This window comes from Streptomyces sp. NPDC033966, from assembly GCF_055575955.1.
In genome coordinates this window covers 122,874-141,213 of record NZ_JBVIRQ010000002.1, presented here as the reverse complement: position 1 = coordinate 141,213, position 18,340 = coordinate 122,874, and the positions used below count along the sequence as shown (strand labels likewise).

Sequence of the window (18,340 nt, the reverse complement as noted above, 5' to 3'; positions counted from 1 at the left end):
CCTCGCCCTCCTCGGCACCACCGCGTCACCCGCCGCGGCAGCGGCCCCCCACGCCCCCCGGCCCGGCGCGTCTCGCCGCCGGCCGTGACGCCCGCCACCGGGCGCGGCCTCAGAAGGGGCGGGCCTCCACATGTACGCACGGCCGGCGGCAGCCGTTCCCCTAGGGGCCGCCCGCCGGCGGTTCGGGCATCCAGTCGCGCGCCGGGTCGTACTCCAGCCAACGGCTGCGCCCCGCTTCGGCGGCACAGGCCGCGGTCAGGCGGCCGAGCCCCGGGTGCCCGTTGCCCGTCCGCCACAGCAGCGACCAGGCGTACAGCGGCGTGGGGTCGACCAGCGGGACCGAGCACAGGCCGGGGACGTCCGGGAGCGGGACGTCGGCCGGCACGAGCGAGAACCGCCGCGGGTCCCCGGCCACCTCCGCGAGGAAGTGGCCGAGCCCGAGGTTGATGCCCGTGGCCCGGTCCGGAATGCCGAACCGCTCGGCGAACTGGTGGAGGAAATCGAGGCGGTCCAGCGTGCCGGGGGCCCACAGCACGCTGCCGCGCAGCTGCCCGGGCCGCAGCGCCGCCGCGGACGCGAGCGGATGGGCGGTGCTCAGTACGGCGTCCACGGGTTCGAGGCGGATGAGCCGGTGCGCCAGGCCGCCGGGCAGCGGAGGGTGGACCCGGCCGAAGGCCGCGTCGATGTCCCCGTCCAGCAGTGCCGCCGCGACCGAGGGCATATCGCGGCCGTGCCCCGGCACCAGCGCCCCGGCCTCCGGGGCGACCCGGGCCAGCGTCCGCATCGGCGCGTACAGGTGCCCCCAGACGTCCACGCGCAGCGGCCGGCCGGTCCCGGCGGCCGCCGCGACCGCGGCGTCGGCGGCGGCCACGGTGTGCCGGGCCGGTGCGAGGAAACGCAGCCCGGCACCGGTCAGGCGGACACCGGTGCCGCCGCGCTCGAACAGCCGGGTGCCGAGCAGGGATTCCAGCCGCGCGATCCGTTTGGACAGCGCCTGCTGGGAGATGGCGAGCATCCCGGCCGCCCGCCCGAAGTGCAGTTCCTCTGCGGCGCACACGAAGGCACGTACCTGCGCCACATCAAGATCCATGGCCCTCACCATAGGCGACAACCATCGGTTGTCGGCCTCGCGCGCCGGTTGTTGGATCAGCGGGCGGTCACCGGTGTTGCATCCTCGGCATGCAGAGACTGATTCCCACCGGGGACGCGACGCGGCCGGTCGCCTTCGCCGAGGCCCCCCAGCCCGTCCCGGAGCCGGACGAGGCACTCGTCAAGGTCGACGCCTTCGCACCGAACCGCGGCGAGACCTTCCTCCTCGAACACCCCGCGCCCGGCTGGCTGCCCGGCAAGGACATCGCGGGCCTGGTCGTCCAGGCCGCGGCCGACGGCTCCGGCCCCGGCATCGGCACCCGCGTGGTCGGGCATCCGGCCCAGGGCGGCTGGGCCGAGTACGCGGCCGTGCCCACCCACTCCCTCGCGGTGCTCCCGGACACCGTCGACAGCGCACGGGCGGCGGCCCTGCCGCTCGCCGGGATCACCGCCCTGCGCCTGCTGCGCACGACGGGTTCCCTGGCCGGGCGGCGGGTCCTGCTGACCGGCGCCTCGGGCGGCGTGGGCCACTACGTCACCGAGCTGGCCGTGGGGGCCGGAGCGGAGCTGACCGCCGTGACGGCCACGCCGCACCGTGGCGAGCGGCTCACCGCACTGGGTGCACGGGTGGTGCACGACGTCACCGAGGCCGAAGGCCCGTTCGATGTCGTACTGGAGTCCACCGGCGGCACCACCCTGCCGGCCGCACTGGCCAAGGTGCGCCCCGGCGGCACCCTCGTCTGGTTCGGCCAGGCCAGCCGCACTCCGGTCACCCTCGACTTCTTCGACCTGCTGAACGGACCCGAGCGCGTCACGATCCGGCACTTCCACTACGCGGGCGCCCCCTACGGCCCCGATCTCGCGACCCTGGTGCGCCTGGTGGAACGGGGCCGGCTGCACCCCGAGACCGGCCGGACCGCCGACTGGACGCGGACCGCCGACACGCTGGTCGACCTGCGAGAACGCCGCATCCGTGGCAAAGCCGTCCTGCTGACCGGAGGAACCGCACGATGAACGCCCACGAGTTCGCCGCCGCCCAGTGGACCCGCGCCACCGGCGCGGGAGTCGACCCCCACGAGTACCGGCGCGTCACCGACGCGTTCACGTCCCTCGACGACTGGGCCCCGGCCCTCGTCCGCACCGCGCACACCCACCTCACGCGCGCCGACCGGGCCGCCTCGTCCGTCTCCGCGGGCGAGCACCTGCTGATGGCGGCCCGGTGGTTCCACCTGGCCACGCTCGCGCCCCACGCGCAGGCGGGCCGTGCCGCCGCCGAAGCGGACGAAGCCCTCGGCCGGGCCCTGAGCCTGCTGGAGCCGGGCGCGCGACGGGTGAGCGGCGACGGCTTCACCGGCTGGCTGCGCGGCCCGGGCGACGCGCCCGCCACCGTGGTCGTCGTCCCCGGACTGGACTCGGCCAAGGAGGAGTTCCTCGACCTGGCGTCCGCGCTGCTGGCCAGGGGCCTGGCCGTGTTCGCGATGGACGGCCCGGGACAGGGCGTCCTCGCGGACGCGACGACCCTCCGGCCGGAGTACGAACGGGTCGTCAGCCGCGTCATCGACGCGCTCGGCGCCACACGGGTCGGCCTCGTCGGACTCAGCCTGGGCGGCTACTTCGCCGCCCGCGCTGCGGCCCTGGAGCCACGGGTGGCGGCGGTCGCCACCGTCAGCGGGCCCTTCCGCCTCGACTGGGCGGAACTGCCCCCGCCGGTACGGGACATCATGGCCCGCCGTACCGGGGGTGCCGACGCCGCCCGCGCCTTCGTACGCCACGTGGACCTGGCCGCCCTGGCACCGCGGATCACGGCCCCCCTGCTGGTCGTGGACGGAGAGGCGGACGTCATCCCCGGGGTCGTGAACGGCGAGCCCCTGGCCCGCCTCGCACCGCACGGCACCTACCTCTCCGTCCCGCACGGCGACCACCTCCTCGGCAACGCCCGCACCGACTGGCTCCCGCACCTCGCCGACCACGTCGCGCGCACCCTGACCACGCCCGGGACCTGAACCGCCCGGCCGGGCGGGGGCATTGGCCGGTGCGGAGCTCGTCGAACCGTTCCTCGAAGGCCTTCGTCCCCGCGATCAACCGCGCCCGTGCCTTCCGCTGTTCCTCGTCCCCTGTGCCTGTCGCGACGGCCGGCGACGGGCCCCGCGCGGCGCCCCGTCCTCGCCGCCGCACCCGGCGAAGGCGCCCCCGGCGAGGAGCAGCGCGCCTGCCAGGGCGGCGCGCCCCCTGTACGACCGACCGGCGGTGTCCGGCATCCCGGTCGGCTCCCGTCGCGTGTCCCCGCACGCATCCTCCGGCCGGCCGGATGCGCAGGCCCGCCGGTCGGCCCGTGCGGGGGACGGGCCGACGGGCCACGGGCCGTCACAGCGCCCGGCGCATGCAGGCCCGCGGCCAGCGGTCCAGGCCGTGGGCCGCTTCGAGCTCGCGGATCCTGCGCAGACCGGGAGTGAGGCCGTCGTCGTCCACGAGCCGGAATCCGCAGCGTGCGTAGTAGGGGGCGTTCCACGGCACCCGGGTGAACGTGGTGAGCGTCAGGGCGGGCGCCCCCTCACCCGCGGCGTGCTCCGCCAGACGGTCCAGCAGCAGCCGGCCGACACCGCGCCGCGAGCTGCGCGGATGCACCGAGACCTGCTCGACGTGCAGGTTGCCGTCGACGCGGTCGGCGATCAGGTAGGCGGCCGGCACGTCCGCGTCGTCGGCCGCGACCCAGGCCAGCCCGGCGCGCTGGTAGCGGGCGAGCTCACCGAGGGGGAGCGGTTCGTCGTCGGCGATCTCCGGCATGCCGATGTCCCGGAAGCACTGCCCGGCGGCCCTCTCGATGTCCTGGAGGAGCGGCAGCTCGTCCAGGCGCACGGCTCTGATGCGCATGTCCGCATTCTCCCCGGCATGCCGGACGGCGCCACCGATCAAGGACCCGGCAGTCAGCGCACTCGACCTTCGGGTTGGACGGGGTGCGGTCCGACGCGCTGACGTCGTGCTTCCACCGGCGGGTCCGGCCCGGTGCCGAAGGCGGGCCGCCCGCTGGTGGCGTAGGCGACGGTCAGCGCCCACGCGAACACGCCGGCCGGAGTTCCGGCCTGCCGGCGGAGCTGTTCCGGCGCCATGTAGCCCACGGTGCCGACCGCGACACCGGCGGGCCCTGCCCGGACAGCGGGACGTTGCCGGGCTTGAGGTCGCGGTGCACGACGCCGGCCCGGTGGATCGCCACGAGCGCCTCGGCCTCGACCGCCAGCACCCTTGCCGTGCACGCGCCCCGGACGCGCAGCAACGTCGCGGCCTCACGCCGGAAGCGCGCCCGGAACCCGGCGTCCGAGGCGAGTTCCTCGCGCAGCCGCTTGAGGGCGACGAGCCGCCCGCCAGGACCCTGGGCCAGGTAGACGACACCCATGCCGCCCGCGCCCAGCCGCCCGACGACCGTCAACTCGCCGATCCGCTGCGGGTCCCCCGCCCGCAGCCCGCTCAAACCCACCTGGTTCCTCCTGGCGCGCAGGGCCGCTGCGGACCGCGCGTGGGGCTGCGGCGGGCCCCCGATCCGCCTCAGGCCCAGGATGCCGCAGACTCGTCCACCACCTCTTCGGCTTCCCAGCGCAGCAGGTCGCCCGGCTGGCACGCGAGCACCTCGCAGAGCGCGGCGAGGGTCGAGAAGCGCACCGCCTTGGCACGGCCGTTCTTGAGCACGGCGAGGTTGGCGGGGGTGATCCCGACGCGGTCCGCGAGCTCGCCCACGGACATCTTCCGCCTGGCCAGCATCACATCGATGTCGACGACGATCGCCATCAGATCACCTCGTCCAGCTCCGCCTGCATGTGCGCTGCCTGGACGTCGCGCGCCACGGCCTGGGCGAGCAGCATCCGGAGCACCAGCACGATGAGCGCGACACCGATGATCCCGATGCCGGTCCCGCCGAGGAACAGGACCCCGGGCGGCTCCATCTGCCCGTGCGCCACCAGGAAGATGGAGAACACCAGCAGGTCGGCCGCCAGGAACGCGCCGATCACGGCGTCCACGTACCGGAACGCGGCATGGGAGAACACCGTGCCGCGCCGGACCATCGTCACCAGCCGCCAGACGCAGACGAGGACGACCTGGACCGTCACCGCTCCCAGGATCACGATCACGCGGAGCGGGGTCAGCGGGAGCGTCCCCTCCTCCGGGTCCGCGGCCAACGCCCACACCATCAACGCCTGCACGAACACCGTGCCGGCGAGCATCACCACGAGGACCGCGCGCAGAGCCTGCACCGTCAGTTGTCCCATGGCCCCTCCTTCTATCGAATCGCGATGTGAATCTATCGAATTTCAATAGGTGGGGCAAGATGGCCCGGAGGCCGTGCGGGTTGGCGTCGAGCCCGCGCAGGCACGGCGAGGGCGGCGAGGGCGGCGAGGGCGACATGAGTACGGCGCCCCCTGGTGGGGGCGCCGCCGTGTACGTGAGGGCCGGCCCGCGGCCGGGAATGCATGGACACCGCCGCGGCCCGGGCGGGCCGCAGGCCGGCGTCACTCCATGTCGAGGTAGTACAGCCCTGCCTTGGCGTCGGCGAAGAGGGTGAACTCGACCTGGGGCGTGCCCGGATCCTCGCCGTCGCCGGGGTCGACCTCCACGGGTTCGGCGCCCACGAGCACGAACTCGTCGTACTCGTCGAAGTCGCCGGGCGTACCTGCTACGCCGATGCTGATCGGGGCGTCGTCGGGAACATCGGCCAGGGCGGAGCGCAGCTGCCTCGCGGTCCAGACCGCGGGAGCGTGATCGAACGTGTCTGCCATGCGCCGAGGGTAGTGACGGCTCCTCCCACGTGGGAACGTGCCACGCCGGATGCCACGACCCCGGTCCCGCGTCCTGCGTACCGGCCCCGGCCGGACCGGTCAGACCCACTCGTAATTGGTGTCGTCCAAGGGGGGAAGCAGGGCCGGTCCCCTGTCGACGCCTTCGGCGAGCCCGACATCGGCGATGGGTACGGGCGGGAAGAGGACGAGGTCCCGCGTCCGGTCGACGGGCAGCCAGACGACTTCCCCGCGGCCGACCGCGTCGTCGTCCTCGAACGCCCGCAAGTGCGGACGGACTCCTGGATTCAGGCGGACGCGGTAGACGAGGTGGAGCTTGCGCGGCGGTGTGGAGCCGGGCCGGCTCACCATGGCGTCCAGCAGCCACATGAAGCACGGCGCCTCCGCGAGGTCCTCCGGAGCCAGGCCGAGCTCCTCCCGGAGCTCACGCCGCAGGGCGTCGGGCAGGGGCTCGGCCGGCTCCACGTTGCCGCCCGGCAGGGAGTAGTGGGTCAACCCCCGGCTGTTCGTCCGCCGGATCAGCGCCACGTCCCGGCCGTCCAGGACCAGTCCTGCGACGCGGATCTTGATCTGGTGGAACGCGGCCGGATCACCGTTCGTCATCTGTCATCCCCTCGTGGGTGCCGGCGTGCCCGGCGTCGGCCCATCCTGCAACGCGACGGGGCCGGGGGCGGCGGGGAGGGCGACGGCGGCCTCAGGGGCGGGCACGGCGACAGGGGCGGCGATCGCGGCGGCGGTGGCCGGGGCCGGGCTGACCGCCGGGCCGCCGGCGCTGTGGCTGCACGGCTGCTGGACGGGCTCGCTGCTGTCCCGCCGCGTCGCGCCGCCGGTGGTGGCCCACGGGGGAGCGGCGGGGCGAACGGAGCGGACCGCCTCGGCCAGTGGCTCTCCCGCTCGTCAGCGGCGCCCTGCCGCTGGCGCGGCTGGTCCACAAGACGCTCGCCGAGCGCCGGGTCGCCCCCGTCACCCTCTTCAGCCTGAGCATCATGGCCGGCGGCCCCCCGCCTCGGCACACCCCGACGCCGAGCCGCCGCAACGGCGTGCGGCAGAATGCGGACGCATGACCCTCTCAGCGCGCGTCGGCATGCCGGGCCAGGTCTGGGCCGTGGCCGCTTCCCGCCCGGTCCGAGGAGACCGAGGCCGGCGCACCTCTCCACCGGAGCCCCGCGTGGCCCGTTACGCCGTCGACGGCGAGTGCCTTCGGTCCACGCCGGTCACCCTCGGCGCGGTGTCGTTTCCGGGCGTGCGGGAGACGGGGGACCACACCAGGCGGGAGGTCCGGCCCCGCAGGCCTCGGCACCGAACCGACCCGGGGGCCGGTGCCGGGGTGGACGGCCTGGAGGAACCGGGGAGCAGGGGTCGGTGACCAGCCGGCCGTACGCGATCCGTCTGTCCCCGCATGCCGCGAAGGTGCTCACCACCCTGCCCGGGCACGCCGAGGAGACGGCCTGGGACATCCTGGACGCCGCGTCCGCCGGACCGTGGGGCTTCCACCAGTGGGACACCGGCGACCCCGAGGGCGAGGACGTACGCATCGCCTCCGCGGGCGCGCTGGCCGTCGTCTACTGGATCAACCGGCCACTGCGCCGCCTGTCGGTCCTGGACATCGTCTGGCTCGGATAGCGGCCGCCGATCGGCGCCCGGCGATCCGCCCGCCGCGGCGGCTCCGCTACGGCCGCTCCGACGGAACCGGCCGGAGCCCGGGCCAGCGAGCCAGCATGCTTCGGCGCATGGCCGTGCTGAGGTCGCCCAGGCCGCTGAGCGAGCTGTGGCCGGCGGCCATCCCGCCGACGACACCGAGCCGGTGAACGAGCCGCTGCCGGGCCGTCGCGGTGCCCCACTTCCAGTCCCGGTACGGAATCCGGGCCAGGTGATCGGTGCTGTCGCGGCGTGCCCGCTCGACCAGCCCGTCGCCCCGCAGCAGCCAGCCGGCGCACGCGTCGGTGAGGTCACCCGGGGCCTCGGAGCCGGTCGCGGCGCGCCATGCGCCGCGGTACGCGCTCTCGGCCCGTTGCAGCAGCGGCTCCGCGGCCGAAGTGACACACCAGCAGGTCGGGAAGCCGATGCGCAGGTAGGCGAGTTCCGTCAGGCCGTTGCCCAGTGACGCCTGCTCGAAGTCGATGAACCTGACCCCCGTGGCGGTGTGGAGGTCGTTGCCGGGACAGGGGTCCCCATGGAGCAGGGCATGCCCGCCCGCCCCGTCGAGCCGTTCCACGAGGTCGTGGAGCCCGCCGGCCACGCGAGGCGTGACGGGAACGTCCAGGGCCGCGGCCAGCCGCAGGAAGGCGTCGGCATCGGCCCGGCTCGGTCCTCTCCACCGGGGGAGCGCCCCGGCGTCCTCGGGGCGCGCGGTCGCGTGCAGCCGCGCCAACGCGCCCGCGTAGCCGACGATCCAGTCCCCGGCCGGACGCCGGTGTTCCAGGTGCTCCAGCACCAGCACCCGCTCGCCGGGATCGGTCGCCAGCAGCGCGGGCACCACGGGATCCTCACCTCGGGCGGCGAGCCGCAGGGCCGTCACCTCGCGGGTGTAGCGCTCATCGGCGTCAGGACCGTCGACGACCTGCTTCACCACCACCGTCGCGTCCGGCAGCACGACGCGCCACACGCGCGAGCGAGGGCTGCTGCCCAGCCTGCGGGAGCGTCCAGGAGCCCCCAGCTCGGCCCGTAGCCGGTTCCCGAACGGCAGTCGGGGCCACATCAGCTCATCCTTCCACCCGTCGGCGGACCGTCGGCCGGGCTCTCCGGCCTGCCCCCGCGAGGCACCGTCGGAGCCCGCGGCGGTGACCACGGCTGCTCCGTGACGGTCCGCCACGAGGGCGCACGATCTCCTCGTGGCGGACCGGCCCCGGAAACGGCGTCGCACCCGGCCGGGCGGGGTTACCGCTGCACCGGGTGCTGTGCGCCGCAGCGCGGGAGGATCATCCCCAGTCGGAGTCCGGCGGCTGGATCAGTGAACCCGCGGACACGACGTCGGCGTCGGCCTGCTGTTCCACCTCTCCCATGGCTGCGATTCCCCAATTGGTGCCGGCCGGCCCACTGGCCGCCGCGACACCACTGAGTCCTGTGACCGCGAGGATCGCGAGCAGCACGGCGGTGATGGTTGACCGGATGTTGATCGATATCAAGGCGTTCCTCCCTTGGCCGGCCCTGCCCCCGCGGACGATGCGGGCAGCGGGGCCTTCTCCGCGCCACGGGCCCTGTGGCACGGGATCAAGCCTCTACCGGGTCAGGGGCGCGATCAACCTTCGCGATACTGCGTCCACCCGCAGTTCAGGAAGAGGAAGAAAGATCTGATGACGGAACGGGAAATATCCGCCGCCCCCGACACCTCCCGGTTGACCGCGGTGGAACTGCGCACCTACCGCAGGGCCTTGCAGGGCGAGGTACTGCCCGACGAGGAGCCGGGACTCGCCTCGCTCCTCGCGCGGGACATCCTCTTCCCCAATACCCACGAACCCGGTACGTACGTCCCCGCCCCGTCCCGCTACCTGGAGACGCAGCTCAACGACGCCGTCCTCAAGGCGCTCACCGACGTCACCGCCGCCCTGGCCGCCGTCCCCGCCCACGTGCGCGAGCTCGAGGCCGAGCAGCAGCGCTACCACTACAGCCCCGGCCCGGTCGGGACCCTCCTGCTCCGCACCGTTCCGGAGGTCAACGCGGAGACGATACGCACCATCCAGTCCGCCGAGTCCGAGATCCTCACCGCACAGCCCGGCCACCGGAAACCGCAGGTCCTCAAGGGCGCGCTGCCACGGGACCTGCAGGCGGCCCGGCGCGGCGTGACCGTACGGACGATCTACCGGACCAACGGGCGGACCAACCCGACGCAGCGGGACTGGGTCGCCACCATGACGCGGGCCGGCGCCCAGGTCCGCACCCTCGGCGAAGACTTCCTGCGGTTAATCATCGTGGACCGCAAGCACGCGTTCTTCGAGGTCTACGGCGATGACGGCACCGTCCAGCCGGCGGCCGCCTGGTACACCCAGGACCGCGGCGTGTGCGCCGTGCTGGCCGCGCACTTCTGGCAGCAGTGGGAGCGGGCCGACCCGTGGCTGCCCGGCGAAGCGGACGCGAGCGCGGGGAAGGGCGACGACGACACCAAGACCTCGAAGATCCAGCGGACGATCGTACGCGGCATCGTGGCCGGCCGGAGCCACCGCCAGATCGGGGAGAACCTCGGGCTCAGCGAGCGCACCGTGACGGCCCAGGTCTCGAAGCTGCGCGAGGCACTGGGCCTGGAGACGGTGCCCCAGCTGACGTTCTGGTGGGCGACGTCCCCGGAGCGACTGCTCCCGTAAGGGGCCCGCCGGCCCGGCGGTGCCGGCGGCGGCGGCGTCAGGGGCGCCGGAACCCCGCGATAGGGCGAGTTCAAGCCAAAACCCTCCGGCGGGCCGGTACGGTCGGACGCGCGGCCCCGGCCCGTCAGCCGCGTACGTGCAGCCCGAAACCCGTGCGGCCCGCGGGCTCCAGACCCTCCTTCAGCTGTAGCGAGGGGATCTCGTAGTCACCGAAGTTCTGCCGCCGGAACGCGATCGGCTCGGTCGACTCCAGGGTCAGCAGGCGCTGCTCCCAGGCCTTGGCGACCTCCGCGTACTCCTCGTCGCCCATCCGGTCGGTGCCGTACAGCACGAACGGCGGCAGGACCTCGATGCCCGGGTAGTAGAGGATGCCGTGGTGGATCGGGAACAGCAGGTCCTCGACGGGGCCGTTGATGCCCCGGGCCGAGTAGTGCGACTCCGGGCCGCCGACGGTGACCGACAGCAGCGCCCTGCGGCCCGCCAGGGTGCCTTCACCGAAACGCTCCCCGTACTTGGTGTCGCTGTGCTCGCCGACCCCGTACGCGAAGCGGTACGTGAACACCCGGTCCACCCAGCCCTTGAGGATCGCGGGCATCGAGTACCACCACAGCGGGAACTGGAAGATGACCGTGTCCGCCCACAGCAGCTTCTCCTGCTCGGCGAGGACGTCCGGGGTGAGCGTCCCGGCCTCGAAGGCCCGGCCCGAGTCCAGGGCCACCCTCAATCGGCCGGAGGCACCGGGGCCGTAGTCGGAGGCGTCCACGACCGCCTTCCAGCCCATCGCGTACAGATCACTCACCCGCACCTCGTGCCCGGCGCCCTCCAACGTGGACACCGCGAGGTCCTTCAACGAGCTGTTGAGCGACTGCGGTTCGGGGTGGGCGTGGACGATCAGCGTCTTCACGGGAACTCCTTCGGATCGGATGCCCCCATCCTGGGCGCCGCGGCGCCCGGTGTTCAGGGACGCCCGTTCCGTCGGACCGGCCATCCTGGGAACGGCAGTACCACCCTCGCGCCCACGACCCGGGCCATACTGGAGGGCATGGACGATCTTGCGGGGTTCCTGCGGACCCGGCGTTCCCGCGTCGCCCCGGCCGCCGTCGGCATACCCACCGACAGCCGCCGCCGGGTCGAAGGGCTGCGCCGCGAAGAGGTGGCGCACCTGTCGGGGGTGAGCGTCGACTACTACGTACGCCTGGAGCAGGGCCGCGCGACCCAGCCCTCCGAGCAGGTCCTCGACGCGCTCGCCCGCGTCCTCGGCCTCGACGAGACCGAACGCGAGCACCTCCACCGGCTCGCCCGGCAGCGCCGGCGCCGCGCCCAGGCGCCGGGCGGGCGGGTCCGGCCGGAACTGCTGCGCGTCCTCGGCCTGGTCGCCGACGCACCCGCGCTGATCATGGACCACCGCCTGGACGCCCTCGCCGGGAACCGCCTCGCCGGGCTCCTCTTCGGCCGGCCCATGCCGGGCCTGAACATCGCCCGGCACCTCTTCCTGGAGGAGGCCGAGCACGGCCTCTACGCGGACTGGGAGCAGTGCACCCTCGACGTGGTCGGGCACCTGCGCCTGGCCGCCGGCCAACACCCCGAGGACCCCCGCCTGGCCTCCCTCATCGGCGAACTGGCCATGGGCAGCGACCGCTTCCGCCGCCTCTGGGCCCGCGCGGACGTACGCGCCCGCACCCACGGGCGCAAGGCCTACCGGCACCCGCTGGTCGGCCTGCTGGAACTGCACCAGGAGAACTTCGCACTGCCGCACGAACCGGGACTGGAGCTGCTGGTGCTCTCCGCGGCCCCGGGCACCCCGGCCGAAGACGGCCTGCGCCTGCTCGCCGGCCTGGACACGGCCGGCTAGCAGGAGCCGGACGCCCGGGAGCGGTACGCCGGGCCGCGTCGCTCGATGCCCTGGAAATGCGCGTGCGGCCGTGACGCGGCCCGGTTATCTTGCCTCGTCCTGATCAGACCCCCAGGAGGTCCCACACCATGAGCAGCACCACGTCGTCGTCCTTGCCCGAGCGGATCGAGCTGTCGGGGGAGGGGCTCGTGCTGCGCGACTGGACGGAGACGGACCTGGCCGCGATGCCGGAGCTGTTCGACCACCCCGACATCGCGTACTGGACGCCGATCGTGTCGCCCTTCGACGAGGCGGCCGCCCACGCACGGCTGGCCCGGGACCGGCAACTGCGGAAGGACGGCACGACCATCCTGCTCGCCATCACCGTCGACGGCGGCGCACCGCTCGGCGAGATCATGCTGCGGCGCGCCCCCGAGGGCATGGAGATCGGCTACGCGGTCGGCCCGGCGCACCGCGGCCGGGGACTGGCGGCACGGGCGGTGCGGGTGATGGCCGCGTACGCGTTCGAACACATGGGTGCGGAGCAGGTGATCCTGGAACTGGAGGCCGAGAACGCCGCCAGTGTCGCGGTGGCGCAGAAGGCGGGCTTCGCACTGCTTGACGTGCCGCTGATCACGGGCGAGGAGAAGGGCCGGCCGTTCGTCCTGCAGACCTGGGGCCTGAACCGCCCCTCGTGACGGGCGCCTCCGCCCCGTGAGCGCGGGCGGCGGGGCCCGGCAGGCCCTCCGCCCGCCCGAGGTGTGCCCCGGCGGGAAGCGCGCCACCATGGCTGAGAGCGGCGGAGCCGGGAGGTGGCGGACGTGGACGAATCGCGCAGGGCCTGGGCCATGATCGGCGGCGTGATCACCGTCGTGCTCCTGAACCTCGTCGCCATCATCCTGATGAACGCCCTCGGCCGCTGACCGGGGGAACGGCGACGGGCGGTACGGACGCGCGGCGTGACCTACTGAACGGCGATCAGACCGGAGCGCCTTCGGCGGGCGTGGGCACGGCGAACGGGCGGAGGACCATGTACGAGTCCTCCGACGCCGCCACCATGGCGAAGGGGAACCGGTCGAGTTCCAGGCAGAGCGCGACGTCATCGGGATGGGACCCCTGGCGTACGCCCTCCGCCAGCTCGGAGGCGGCGCGCGACCCGGCGGCGCGGCGGAGGTAGCCGGCCGCGTCCGCCCCGGACCCGGTGGCCCGCCGGGCGATGTACTGAGCGCACGCCAGATCCTCATCGGCGCGCCCGTCCTCGCCGGTGACCACGAAGGTGACGCTGCCGCACCCGCGCGCCCGCAGGAGCCGCGCCGTCGCCTCCGCCACCACGAAGCCGGCGCACAGCACCAGCGACGCGTCCTTGACCGCGAGGGCGCCGACCGTACCCGCCGTGGTCTTCTGCACGACGGTCCGCCCGCCCAGGTCGGCGGACCGCAGCAGCCCCGGCGAGTTGACGGCGTCGAACCCGGCCGCCGGCGGACCGTCCTTGAGCGCCACCCAGTCCGGGTGGCGGGCCTTGAGCGCCAGGGCCCCGTCCAGCGACTCGGCGAGGACGATCTTCTCCGCGCCCCGGGCGAATGCCCAGGCCGCCACGGTGAAGGCACGCATGACGTCGACCACGACCGCCGCGGACGGGGTTTCGGTCAGGTCGGGGATACCAAGGAAACGAGCTTCCATCCGACCATGATCACGCATGGCCGACCCGAACCCCCGGAACAGTGACGTGCCTCACACGGCGGGATGTCCGAAGGCGCGGCCCCACCGGGAACGGACCGCCGTCGTGGTGAACCTGTACGTCGGATGGCGGCGGAGGCGGGGGCAGGAGTGGCAGTCGGCCCGGGCGCACCGGAGGCTCGTCGCGGGAGACGGGTACGACGGAAGGAGAGCAGCCGATGCCGCGAGCCGAAGAGGAGGAGGAAGGCCTCACCGCGCGTCCCATCGGTACGCCGGATCGGAGCCGGAGCAGCCGGAGCATGGCCGGGCACCTGAAGGCCGCGATCACGCGGACCAACCTGCTTCCCGCGTTCCTGGTTCTCACGGTGATGATGGTGGCCCTGTGGCTCACGGGCATGCCGTTTCTGCAGGCCCTGACGATCGCCACCGGGGTGAAGATCGCGATGGCCCTCCTCGAACTCCGTCGGCTGCCCGATCCTTCCGGGAGCTGAGCACGGCCGCCACCGCCCGCCCGCCGGCAACCCCCTCCGCGTTGGCCGGCAACCGGAACGGCCTTAGATTGGCCCGGAGTTCTAGTGCGCGGGTCGCCGGACGGGAAGGCCGGCCGGCGGAAGAGGGGGAACGAGCACGTGCGACACGTAGTAGTCCTGGGCGGAAGCATCGCGGGGCTCGCAGCGACACGAGCCCTGCGCGGCCAGGGCGTGAGGGTCACCGTCGTCGAGCCCGACGGACTCGCCACGACGGGCGCACGGGGCGGTGTGCCGCAGGGCGGGCAGCTCCACGCGCTGCTCGACATGGGCCGGACACAGGCGGAACGCTGGTTTCCCGGTCTGTCCGAGGACCTGGTGGCAGACGGAGCGGTCCTCGGATCGGGCCATGAGATCCAGCTGTTCGAGAACGGAACCCGCAAGATCAGCGTTCCCGGCAACGAGCTGATCGGTGTGAGCCGCACCCTCCTCGAAGACCACATCCGCCGGCGGACCGTCCTGGACGACGGAGTCTCCGTCATGGCGGGCCGGGCGTGCGGCCTGGACATCCGGAACGGACGGGTGGCCGGCGTCCGCGTACGCCTCCGCGCCGCCGGCCCGGCCGACGTGACCGTGGTGCCCGCCGACGCGGTCGTCGACGCCACGGGCCGGTCGAGCAGACTGACGTCCTGGCTCGGCACGGAGGGGTGGCCGGAGCCCCCGGTCGACCGCATGCGGATCGATCTGGGCTACGCCACAGCCCGTTTCCGCCGGCGTGGGGAACTGCCCGGAGTGAGCGTGGCGCACCAGCTGCCCACCGCCGCCGCCAGCGCCGTGGAACAGCCGGATACGGGAGCCATGGCAGCGGTGGAGGGCGATCAGTGGATGGCGGTCATCGTCGCCTACGCCGAGAAGCGCCCCTCCCGTGAGCCCGCCGAGTTCCTGCGGCGGATGCGGGAGATGGAAGCCGGTCCGTTCGGGGTCGTGGCCGATCGCTGCGCGATGATCGGCGAGGTCGAGACGTACACCATGTCGCACTCGCTGCGCCGCAACTGGTGGGCGCTGGACCGCCTGCCGGGCGGCCTGTTCGTGGCGGGTGACGCCGTGGCCTCCTTCAACCCCGTGTACGGGCAGGGGATGACCAGCGCCTTCCTGCACGCGTCCTGCCTGGCGGCGTACCTGCGCAAGGGAGCTGACCTCCACGCGCCGGCCCATGCCTACTTCCACCACGTCAGGGTCGTCGTGGACGCTGCATGGGAGGTCTCGACCCTCTCCGACCTGGCGCAGCCGCACGTCACGGGCCCCTATCCGCGTGGATACCGGGTGGCCAGGAGGATGGCGGACTGGATGGCCCGGGCCTCCACCACGGACGCGTGGGTGAACGAGAGGTTCCTCGACGTCGTCAACATGCGGCGGCGGCCGGCGGAACTGCGGACCCCGGAGTTCTGGTGGCGCGTCGCGATGGCGCTGCGGGCACGGCGCGCAGCTCCGGGACGGTGAGGGGGGCGGCACCGCCGGGCGCCCCGTCGGGAACCCGACCCCTCTACTCGGGGATCAGCCGCCCGTCCGCGTCCACCCCCGCCGCGGTCAGGACGTCGGGGTGTTCGAGGTGACGGGCCATGCGGACCAGGTGGGCGCGCTGGGCGGCCGGCTCCAGGCCGGAGCCCGGCAGCGGGCGGCCCCTCTCGCTCACCGTGCCGGCTCCGCTCTCGGCGAGCGCCACCGCGCGCAGGAGGACCGCGGCGGCCGCGGCGGCGTGCTCTTCGTCCTGCGACCATCCGGCGCCCGGGGCGGCCTGGCGGATCCGGTCGACGGGGGTGTCGCTGAAGTACGGATACAGGCTGCGGATCCCGCTGAGGATGTCGGCCATGCGCGTCACCAGGTGCCAGTCCCGCACGTACACGAGGCCGAGCTGCGTGACCTGGTTGGGCTCGGTCAGCGCGATCCGGGGGTCGGGGCGGCGGGTCAGCTGCCACAGCGGGGCCAGGGCCAGGTAGTCGCGACGGTCGGTGCGCCAGGTGGCTATCGCGGCGCCCGAGAAGCCCCAGTTGATGATGATTGCTCCGATGGTGCCGGAGACCGGCCCCAGGCTGTGCAGGGGGTCCAGACCGCTCCAGCCGAAGGCGCCGGCCAGGGTGGCCGGTCCGACGCACGCCACGTACCCGGCGATGAACCAGGTGGCGACGGCGATGTGCTGCAGAGCCCGGCGCAGCCGCGGATCGTCCTGGGCGGAGAGGGCGTTGCGGCGGAACCGCAGGGCGGTGGAGACCGACGCGTAGCCGAGGCCCAGCTGGAACGCGGCCAGCATGACCAGGGCGCCGGGATCCCGGCCGTAGGCGATGTTGAAGTCCAGCGGGTGCGGCGCGTCGTCGAGTCCGCCGGCGAGGAACCCGGCGGTCATGGCCACGCCGACGAGGGCGTAGACGCCGAGCGGGAACGCCAGCACGTTCCGCTCGGAGGCGGGCTCGGCGAGGGGCCGCCATACCAGTGACATGACGTGCGTGTGGGCGAAGAAGCCGAGGATGCAGAAGAAGACCAGCAGCTCGGCGAGGTTCTGCGCACCGGTGAGCCCGGCGATGCCGCGGTAGACCACGGGTGTGGCGAACACGAACGCGCCCACCCCGACCGCGGAGCACACGGCGATCAGCCGCAGGGCGGGGGAGCGTTCCCGCTGCCACGCGACGAACTTCGCCAGGGTGGTGCACGAGGCGATCGCGGCGACGACGAGGTAGACGACGTCCGCAGTGTCTTCAGACACCGGTCCCCCTGTGGCGCAGGGCAGAGCTCGCCGATGTCGCCGAGTTGCCGCCGGTATTGGTGATCATGCTGACGATGAGCCGCCCCAGGGTCTCGGCCTCCCGCTCGGGCGGACTCTGGCCGTGGGAATGCGCGGGTCCGCCCTCGTCGAAGTACGTACGGGCCAGCATCATGCGGGCCACCTTGGGGTTGAGCGCGGGTGCCAGACTGGCGAGCAGCTCGTCGTGGAGGTCGTGCCCCGCCGTCTCCGGATCGTGCCCGAGGAAGGCGTGCGCCAGCTCGTGGGCGACCACGAAGTTCTGCAGGATGCTCGGCGAGTCCTTGTCGACCACGACGATCAGTTCGCCGGGGCCCTGCAAGAGGCCTCCCGTGAGGGGGTACTTCAGCGGCAGGTGGAGGATCCGGATCGGCATACCGCGGTGGTCGGACACGGCCGAGACGACTTCGTCGATGGTCGGATGCGCGGGCAGCCCCAGCTGCGAGCAGAAGGTGTTGCGCAACCTGCGAAGGGCGCGGATCTCCCGGACCGTCTCCGCGACGATCCCGACGGTTGCCCTGATTCCCGCCACGGCCGGCCTCTCCTCCTACAAGACCCGCGACAGGACGCGCACTTCGTCCGGTCCACAGGTCTGCCGCATCGCCCGTGGCCGGTCCCGCATCCACGGACCGCCCACTGTGACCTCATGGCAGCGTAAAGGAGCGAGCCCCGGATGGCTGCCGCCGCATCCGGCGTCGGGGGCACCCGGGTCCGGCCGGGCCGGCCGGACCGCCGGGTCAGGCCCCGGAGCGGGGCGTATCCGAGGGCAGGGTGCCGAGGTAGCGGCTGAGTACCGCCGGCGCGCCGACTTCCCGTAGCAGCGCGACCAGTTCCACCTGGCTCTTCGTCTCCTGCACCAGGTCGTCGTCATCGGGGAGTACGAAGAACCGCGCTCCCGCCTCGATGCCGAAATGCCGCGCCAGGGCCTCCAGGGGGCCGTCCGTGAAGAAGGACGGGTCCACCCCGAATATCTTGCAGAGCAGCTTGGTGGACTCCAGGCTCGGCTTGCTCTTGTCGTCCAGCAGGTTGTACAGCCAGGTCCGCGACTTTCCGCACGCCCTCGCCACGTCCGTGATCGTGTGCGGCTTGCCCTCGGAGGTCCTCCGGGTCTTCAGCAGGTGTTCGAGCCTGGCGATGAACGGGTCGTCGTCCACGCCCTCCGTGCAGGGACCGCCCGCCCGAAGACGCCGCAGGAGGGCGAGCGGCACACCTGTGGCGAGGCTGACGGCTTCCTCCGACTGGGGACCGCCGTCCCTGGGGAAGATGTGTGCGAACAGGAAGTCGAGACGTGCCGAGATCAGCGACGCCCGTTCGTCCCCCGTGCCGCTCATCGGTCTCTTTCCTGCTGGCTCGATCGGCTGCCGGCGCCGGCGCGCTGAGCGGCCGGGGCGGCGAGTGCC

At 73.4% G+C, this 18,340-nt stretch carries 23 protein-coding genes; 9 read left to right on the top strand and 14 right to left on the bottom strand.

Annotated features, from left to right (window positions below; genetic code table 11):
* Positions 1 to 160 precede the first annotated feature (160 nt).
* Positions 161 to 1,090 (bottom strand): LysR family transcriptional regulator, encoded by a 930-nt coding sequence (locus ACZ518_RS06215; RefSeq protein WP_469111822.1) that lies wholly within the window; start codon positions 1,088 to 1,090, stop codon positions 161 to 163.
* An 89-nt stretch (positions 1,091 to 1,179) separates the two neighbouring features.
* Between ACZ518_RS06215 and ACZ518_RS06210 the strand changes: the two genes are divergently transcribed.
* Together ACZ518_RS06210 and ACZ518_RS06205 are read left to right on the top strand one after the other, a co-directional pair.
* Positions 1,180 to 2,103, top strand: coding sequence for a zinc-binding dehydrogenase (locus ACZ518_RS06210; RefSeq protein ID WP_469111821.1), 924 nt, complete (start codon positions 1,180 to 1,182; stop codon positions 2,101 to 2,103).
* Positions 2,100 to 3,092: an alpha/beta hydrolase family protein gene (locus ACZ518_RS06205; RefSeq protein ID WP_469111820.1), complete on the top strand. Its 993-nt coding sequence runs from the start codon at positions 2,100 to 2,102 to the stop codon at positions 3,090 to 3,092. Before ACZ518_RS06210 ends, ACZ518_RS06205 begins: the two co-directional genes overlap by 4 nt.
* A 361-nt stretch (positions 3,093 to 3,453) precedes the next feature.
* Here ACZ518_RS06205 and ACZ518_RS06200 read toward each other — a convergent pair whose 3' ends face one another.
* The 6 genes from ACZ518_RS06200 to ACZ518_RS06175 form a co-directional block, all read right to left on the bottom strand.
* On the bottom strand, positions 3,454 to 3,960 hold the full coding sequence (locus ACZ518_RS06200; RefSeq protein WP_469111819.1) for a GNAT family N-acetyltransferase: 507 nt from the start codon (positions 3,958 to 3,960) through the stop codon (positions 3,454 to 3,456).
* Between the two features lie 172 nt (positions 3,961 to 4,132).
* Entirely contained in the window at positions 4,133 to 4,561 is a 429-nt protein-coding gene (locus ACZ518_RS06195) for a protein kinase family protein (RefSeq protein ID WP_469111818.1), read from the bottom strand.
* Positions 4,562 to 4,629: 68 nt separating this feature from the next.
* On the bottom strand, positions 4,630 to 4,869 hold the full coding sequence (locus ACZ518_RS06190) for a helix-turn-helix domain-containing protein (protein WP_469111817.1): 240 nt from the start codon (positions 4,867 to 4,869) through the stop codon (positions 4,630 to 4,632).
* Positions 4,869 to 5,348: a DUF2975 domain-containing protein gene (locus ACZ518_RS06185; protein ID WP_469111816.1), complete on the bottom strand. Its 480-nt coding sequence runs from the start codon at positions 5,346 to 5,348 to the stop codon at positions 4,869 to 4,871. Before ACZ518_RS06185 ends, ACZ518_RS06190 begins: the two co-directional genes overlap by 1 nt.
* Positions 5,349 to 5,588: 240 nt before the next feature.
* Positions 5,589 to 5,855, bottom strand: a complete 267-nt coding sequence (locus tag ACZ518_RS06180) for a DUF6225 family protein (protein ID WP_125817431.1) — start codon at positions 5,853 to 5,855, stop codon at positions 5,589 to 5,591.
* 99 nt (positions 5,856 to 5,954) lie between these two features.
* Entirely contained in the window at positions 5,955 to 6,476 is a 522-nt protein-coding gene (locus ACZ518_RS06175) for an NUDIX hydrolase (protein WP_469111815.1), read from the bottom strand.
* A gap of 278 nt (positions 6,477 to 6,754) precedes the next feature.
* On the opposite strand from ACZ518_RS06175, the gene ACZ518_RS06170 reads away from it, so the two are divergent.
* Together ACZ518_RS06170 and ACZ518_RS06165 are read left to right on the top strand one after the other, a co-directional pair.
* Complete coding sequence (locus ACZ518_RS06170; RefSeq protein ID WP_469111814.1) at positions 6,755 to 6,937, top strand: hypothetical protein; 183 nt, start codon at positions 6,755 to 6,757, stop codon at positions 6,935 to 6,937.
* Positions 6,938 to 7,235: 298 nt separating this feature from the next.
* The gene (locus tag ACZ518_RS06165; protein ID WP_469111813.1) at positions 7,236 to 7,496 is read left to right on the top strand and encodes a hypothetical protein; all 261 of its coding nucleotides are present in this window, start codon (positions 7,236 to 7,238) and stop codon (positions 7,494 to 7,496) included.
* Positions 7,497 to 7,542: 46 nt separating this feature from the next.
* Here the strand turns inward: ACZ518_RS06165 and ACZ518_RS06160 are convergent, their stop codons facing one another.
* Positions 7,543 to 8,571, bottom strand: a complete 1,029-nt coding sequence (locus ACZ518_RS06160; RefSeq protein ID WP_469111812.1) for a phosphotransferase family protein — start codon at positions 8,569 to 8,571, stop codon at positions 7,543 to 7,545.
* 220 nt (positions 8,572 to 8,791) lie between these two features.
* Positions 8,792 to 8,998, bottom strand: a complete 207-nt coding sequence (locus ACZ518_RS06155) for a hypothetical protein (RefSeq protein ID WP_469111811.1) — start codon at positions 8,996 to 8,998, stop codon at positions 8,792 to 8,794.
* Positions 8,999 to 9,166: 168 nt separating this feature from the next.
* Between ACZ518_RS06155 and ACZ518_RS06150 the strand changes: the two genes are divergently transcribed.
* Entirely contained in the window at positions 9,167 to 10,171 is a 1,005-nt protein-coding gene (locus tag ACZ518_RS06150; protein WP_469111810.1) for a LuxR C-terminal-related transcriptional regulator, read from the top strand.
* A 124-nt stretch (positions 10,172 to 10,295) separates the two neighbouring features.
* On the opposite strand, the gene ACZ518_RS06145 is transcribed toward ACZ518_RS06150, so the two are convergent.
* Positions 10,296 to 11,075: an NAD(P)H-dependent oxidoreductase gene (locus ACZ518_RS06145; RefSeq protein ID WP_469111809.1), complete on the bottom strand. Its 780-nt coding sequence runs from the start codon at positions 11,073 to 11,075 to the stop codon at positions 10,296 to 10,298.
* 138 nt (positions 11,076 to 11,213) lie between these two features.
* Between ACZ518_RS06145 and ACZ518_RS06140 the strand changes: the two genes are divergently transcribed.
* Positions 11,214 to 12,023 carry a helix-turn-helix transcriptional regulator gene (locus ACZ518_RS06140; RefSeq protein WP_469111808.1) on the top strand — a complete coding sequence of 270 codons (810 nt, stop codon included), beginning with the start codon at positions 11,214 to 11,216 and terminating at the stop codon, positions 12,021 to 12,023.
* Between the two features lie 128 nt (positions 12,024 to 12,151).
* Positions 12,152 to 12,700, top strand: a complete 549-nt coding sequence (locus ACZ518_RS06135; protein ID WP_469111807.1) for a GNAT family N-acetyltransferase — start codon at positions 12,152 to 12,154, stop codon at positions 12,698 to 12,700.
* Positions 12,701 to 12,980: 280 nt separating this feature from the next.
* Here ACZ518_RS06135 and ACZ518_RS06130 read toward each other — a convergent pair whose 3' ends face one another.
* A complete protein-coding gene (locus ACZ518_RS06130; protein WP_469111806.1) occupies positions 12,981 to 13,682 on the bottom strand; it encodes a 2-phosphosulfolactate phosphatase in 702 nt (233 codons plus the stop codon).
* 215 nt (positions 13,683 to 13,897) lie between these two features.
* Between ACZ518_RS06130 and ACZ518_RS06125 the strand changes: the two genes are divergently transcribed.
* Both ACZ518_RS06125 and ACZ518_RS06120 read left to right on the top strand, forming a co-directional pair.
* Positions 13,898 to 14,170 (top strand): hypothetical protein, encoded by a 273-nt coding sequence (locus ACZ518_RS06125; protein WP_469111805.1) that lies wholly within the window; start codon positions 13,898 to 13,900, stop codon positions 14,168 to 14,170.
* Between the two features lie 138 nt (positions 14,171 to 14,308).
* Positions 14,309 to 15,646 carry an FAD-dependent oxidoreductase gene (locus ACZ518_RS06120; protein ID WP_469111804.1) on the top strand — a complete coding sequence of 446 codons (1,338 nt, stop codon included), beginning with the start codon at positions 14,309 to 14,311 and terminating at the stop codon, positions 15,644 to 15,646.
* A 43-nt stretch (positions 15,647 to 15,689) separates the two neighbouring features.
* On the opposite strand, the gene ACZ518_RS06115 is transcribed toward ACZ518_RS06120, so the two are convergent.
* The 3 genes from ACZ518_RS06115 to ACZ518_RS06105 all read right to left on the bottom strand — a co-directional run bounded on the left by ACZ518_RS06115 (position 15,690) and on the right by ACZ518_RS06105 (position 18,271).
* Positions 15,690 to 16,904 carry a DUF6545 domain-containing protein gene (locus tag ACZ518_RS06115; RefSeq protein WP_469111803.1) on the bottom strand — a complete coding sequence of 405 codons (1,215 nt, stop codon included), beginning with the start codon at positions 16,902 to 16,904 and terminating at the stop codon, positions 15,690 to 15,692.
* Positions 16,897 to 17,472 carry an ImmA/IrrE family metallo-endopeptidase gene (locus tag ACZ518_RS06110; protein WP_469111802.1) on the bottom strand — a complete coding sequence of 192 codons (576 nt, stop codon included), beginning with the start codon at positions 17,470 to 17,472 and terminating at the stop codon, positions 16,897 to 16,899. The genes ACZ518_RS06115 and ACZ518_RS06110 overlap by 8 nt, the downstream gene beginning before the upstream one ends.
* Before the next feature lie 205 nt (positions 17,473 to 17,677).
* Positions 17,678 to 18,271: a helix-turn-helix domain-containing protein gene (locus tag ACZ518_RS06105; protein WP_469111801.1), complete on the bottom strand. Its 594-nt coding sequence runs from the start codon at positions 18,269 to 18,271 to the stop codon at positions 17,678 to 17,680.
* Between the last annotated feature and the right edge of the window lie 69 nt (positions 18,272 to 18,340).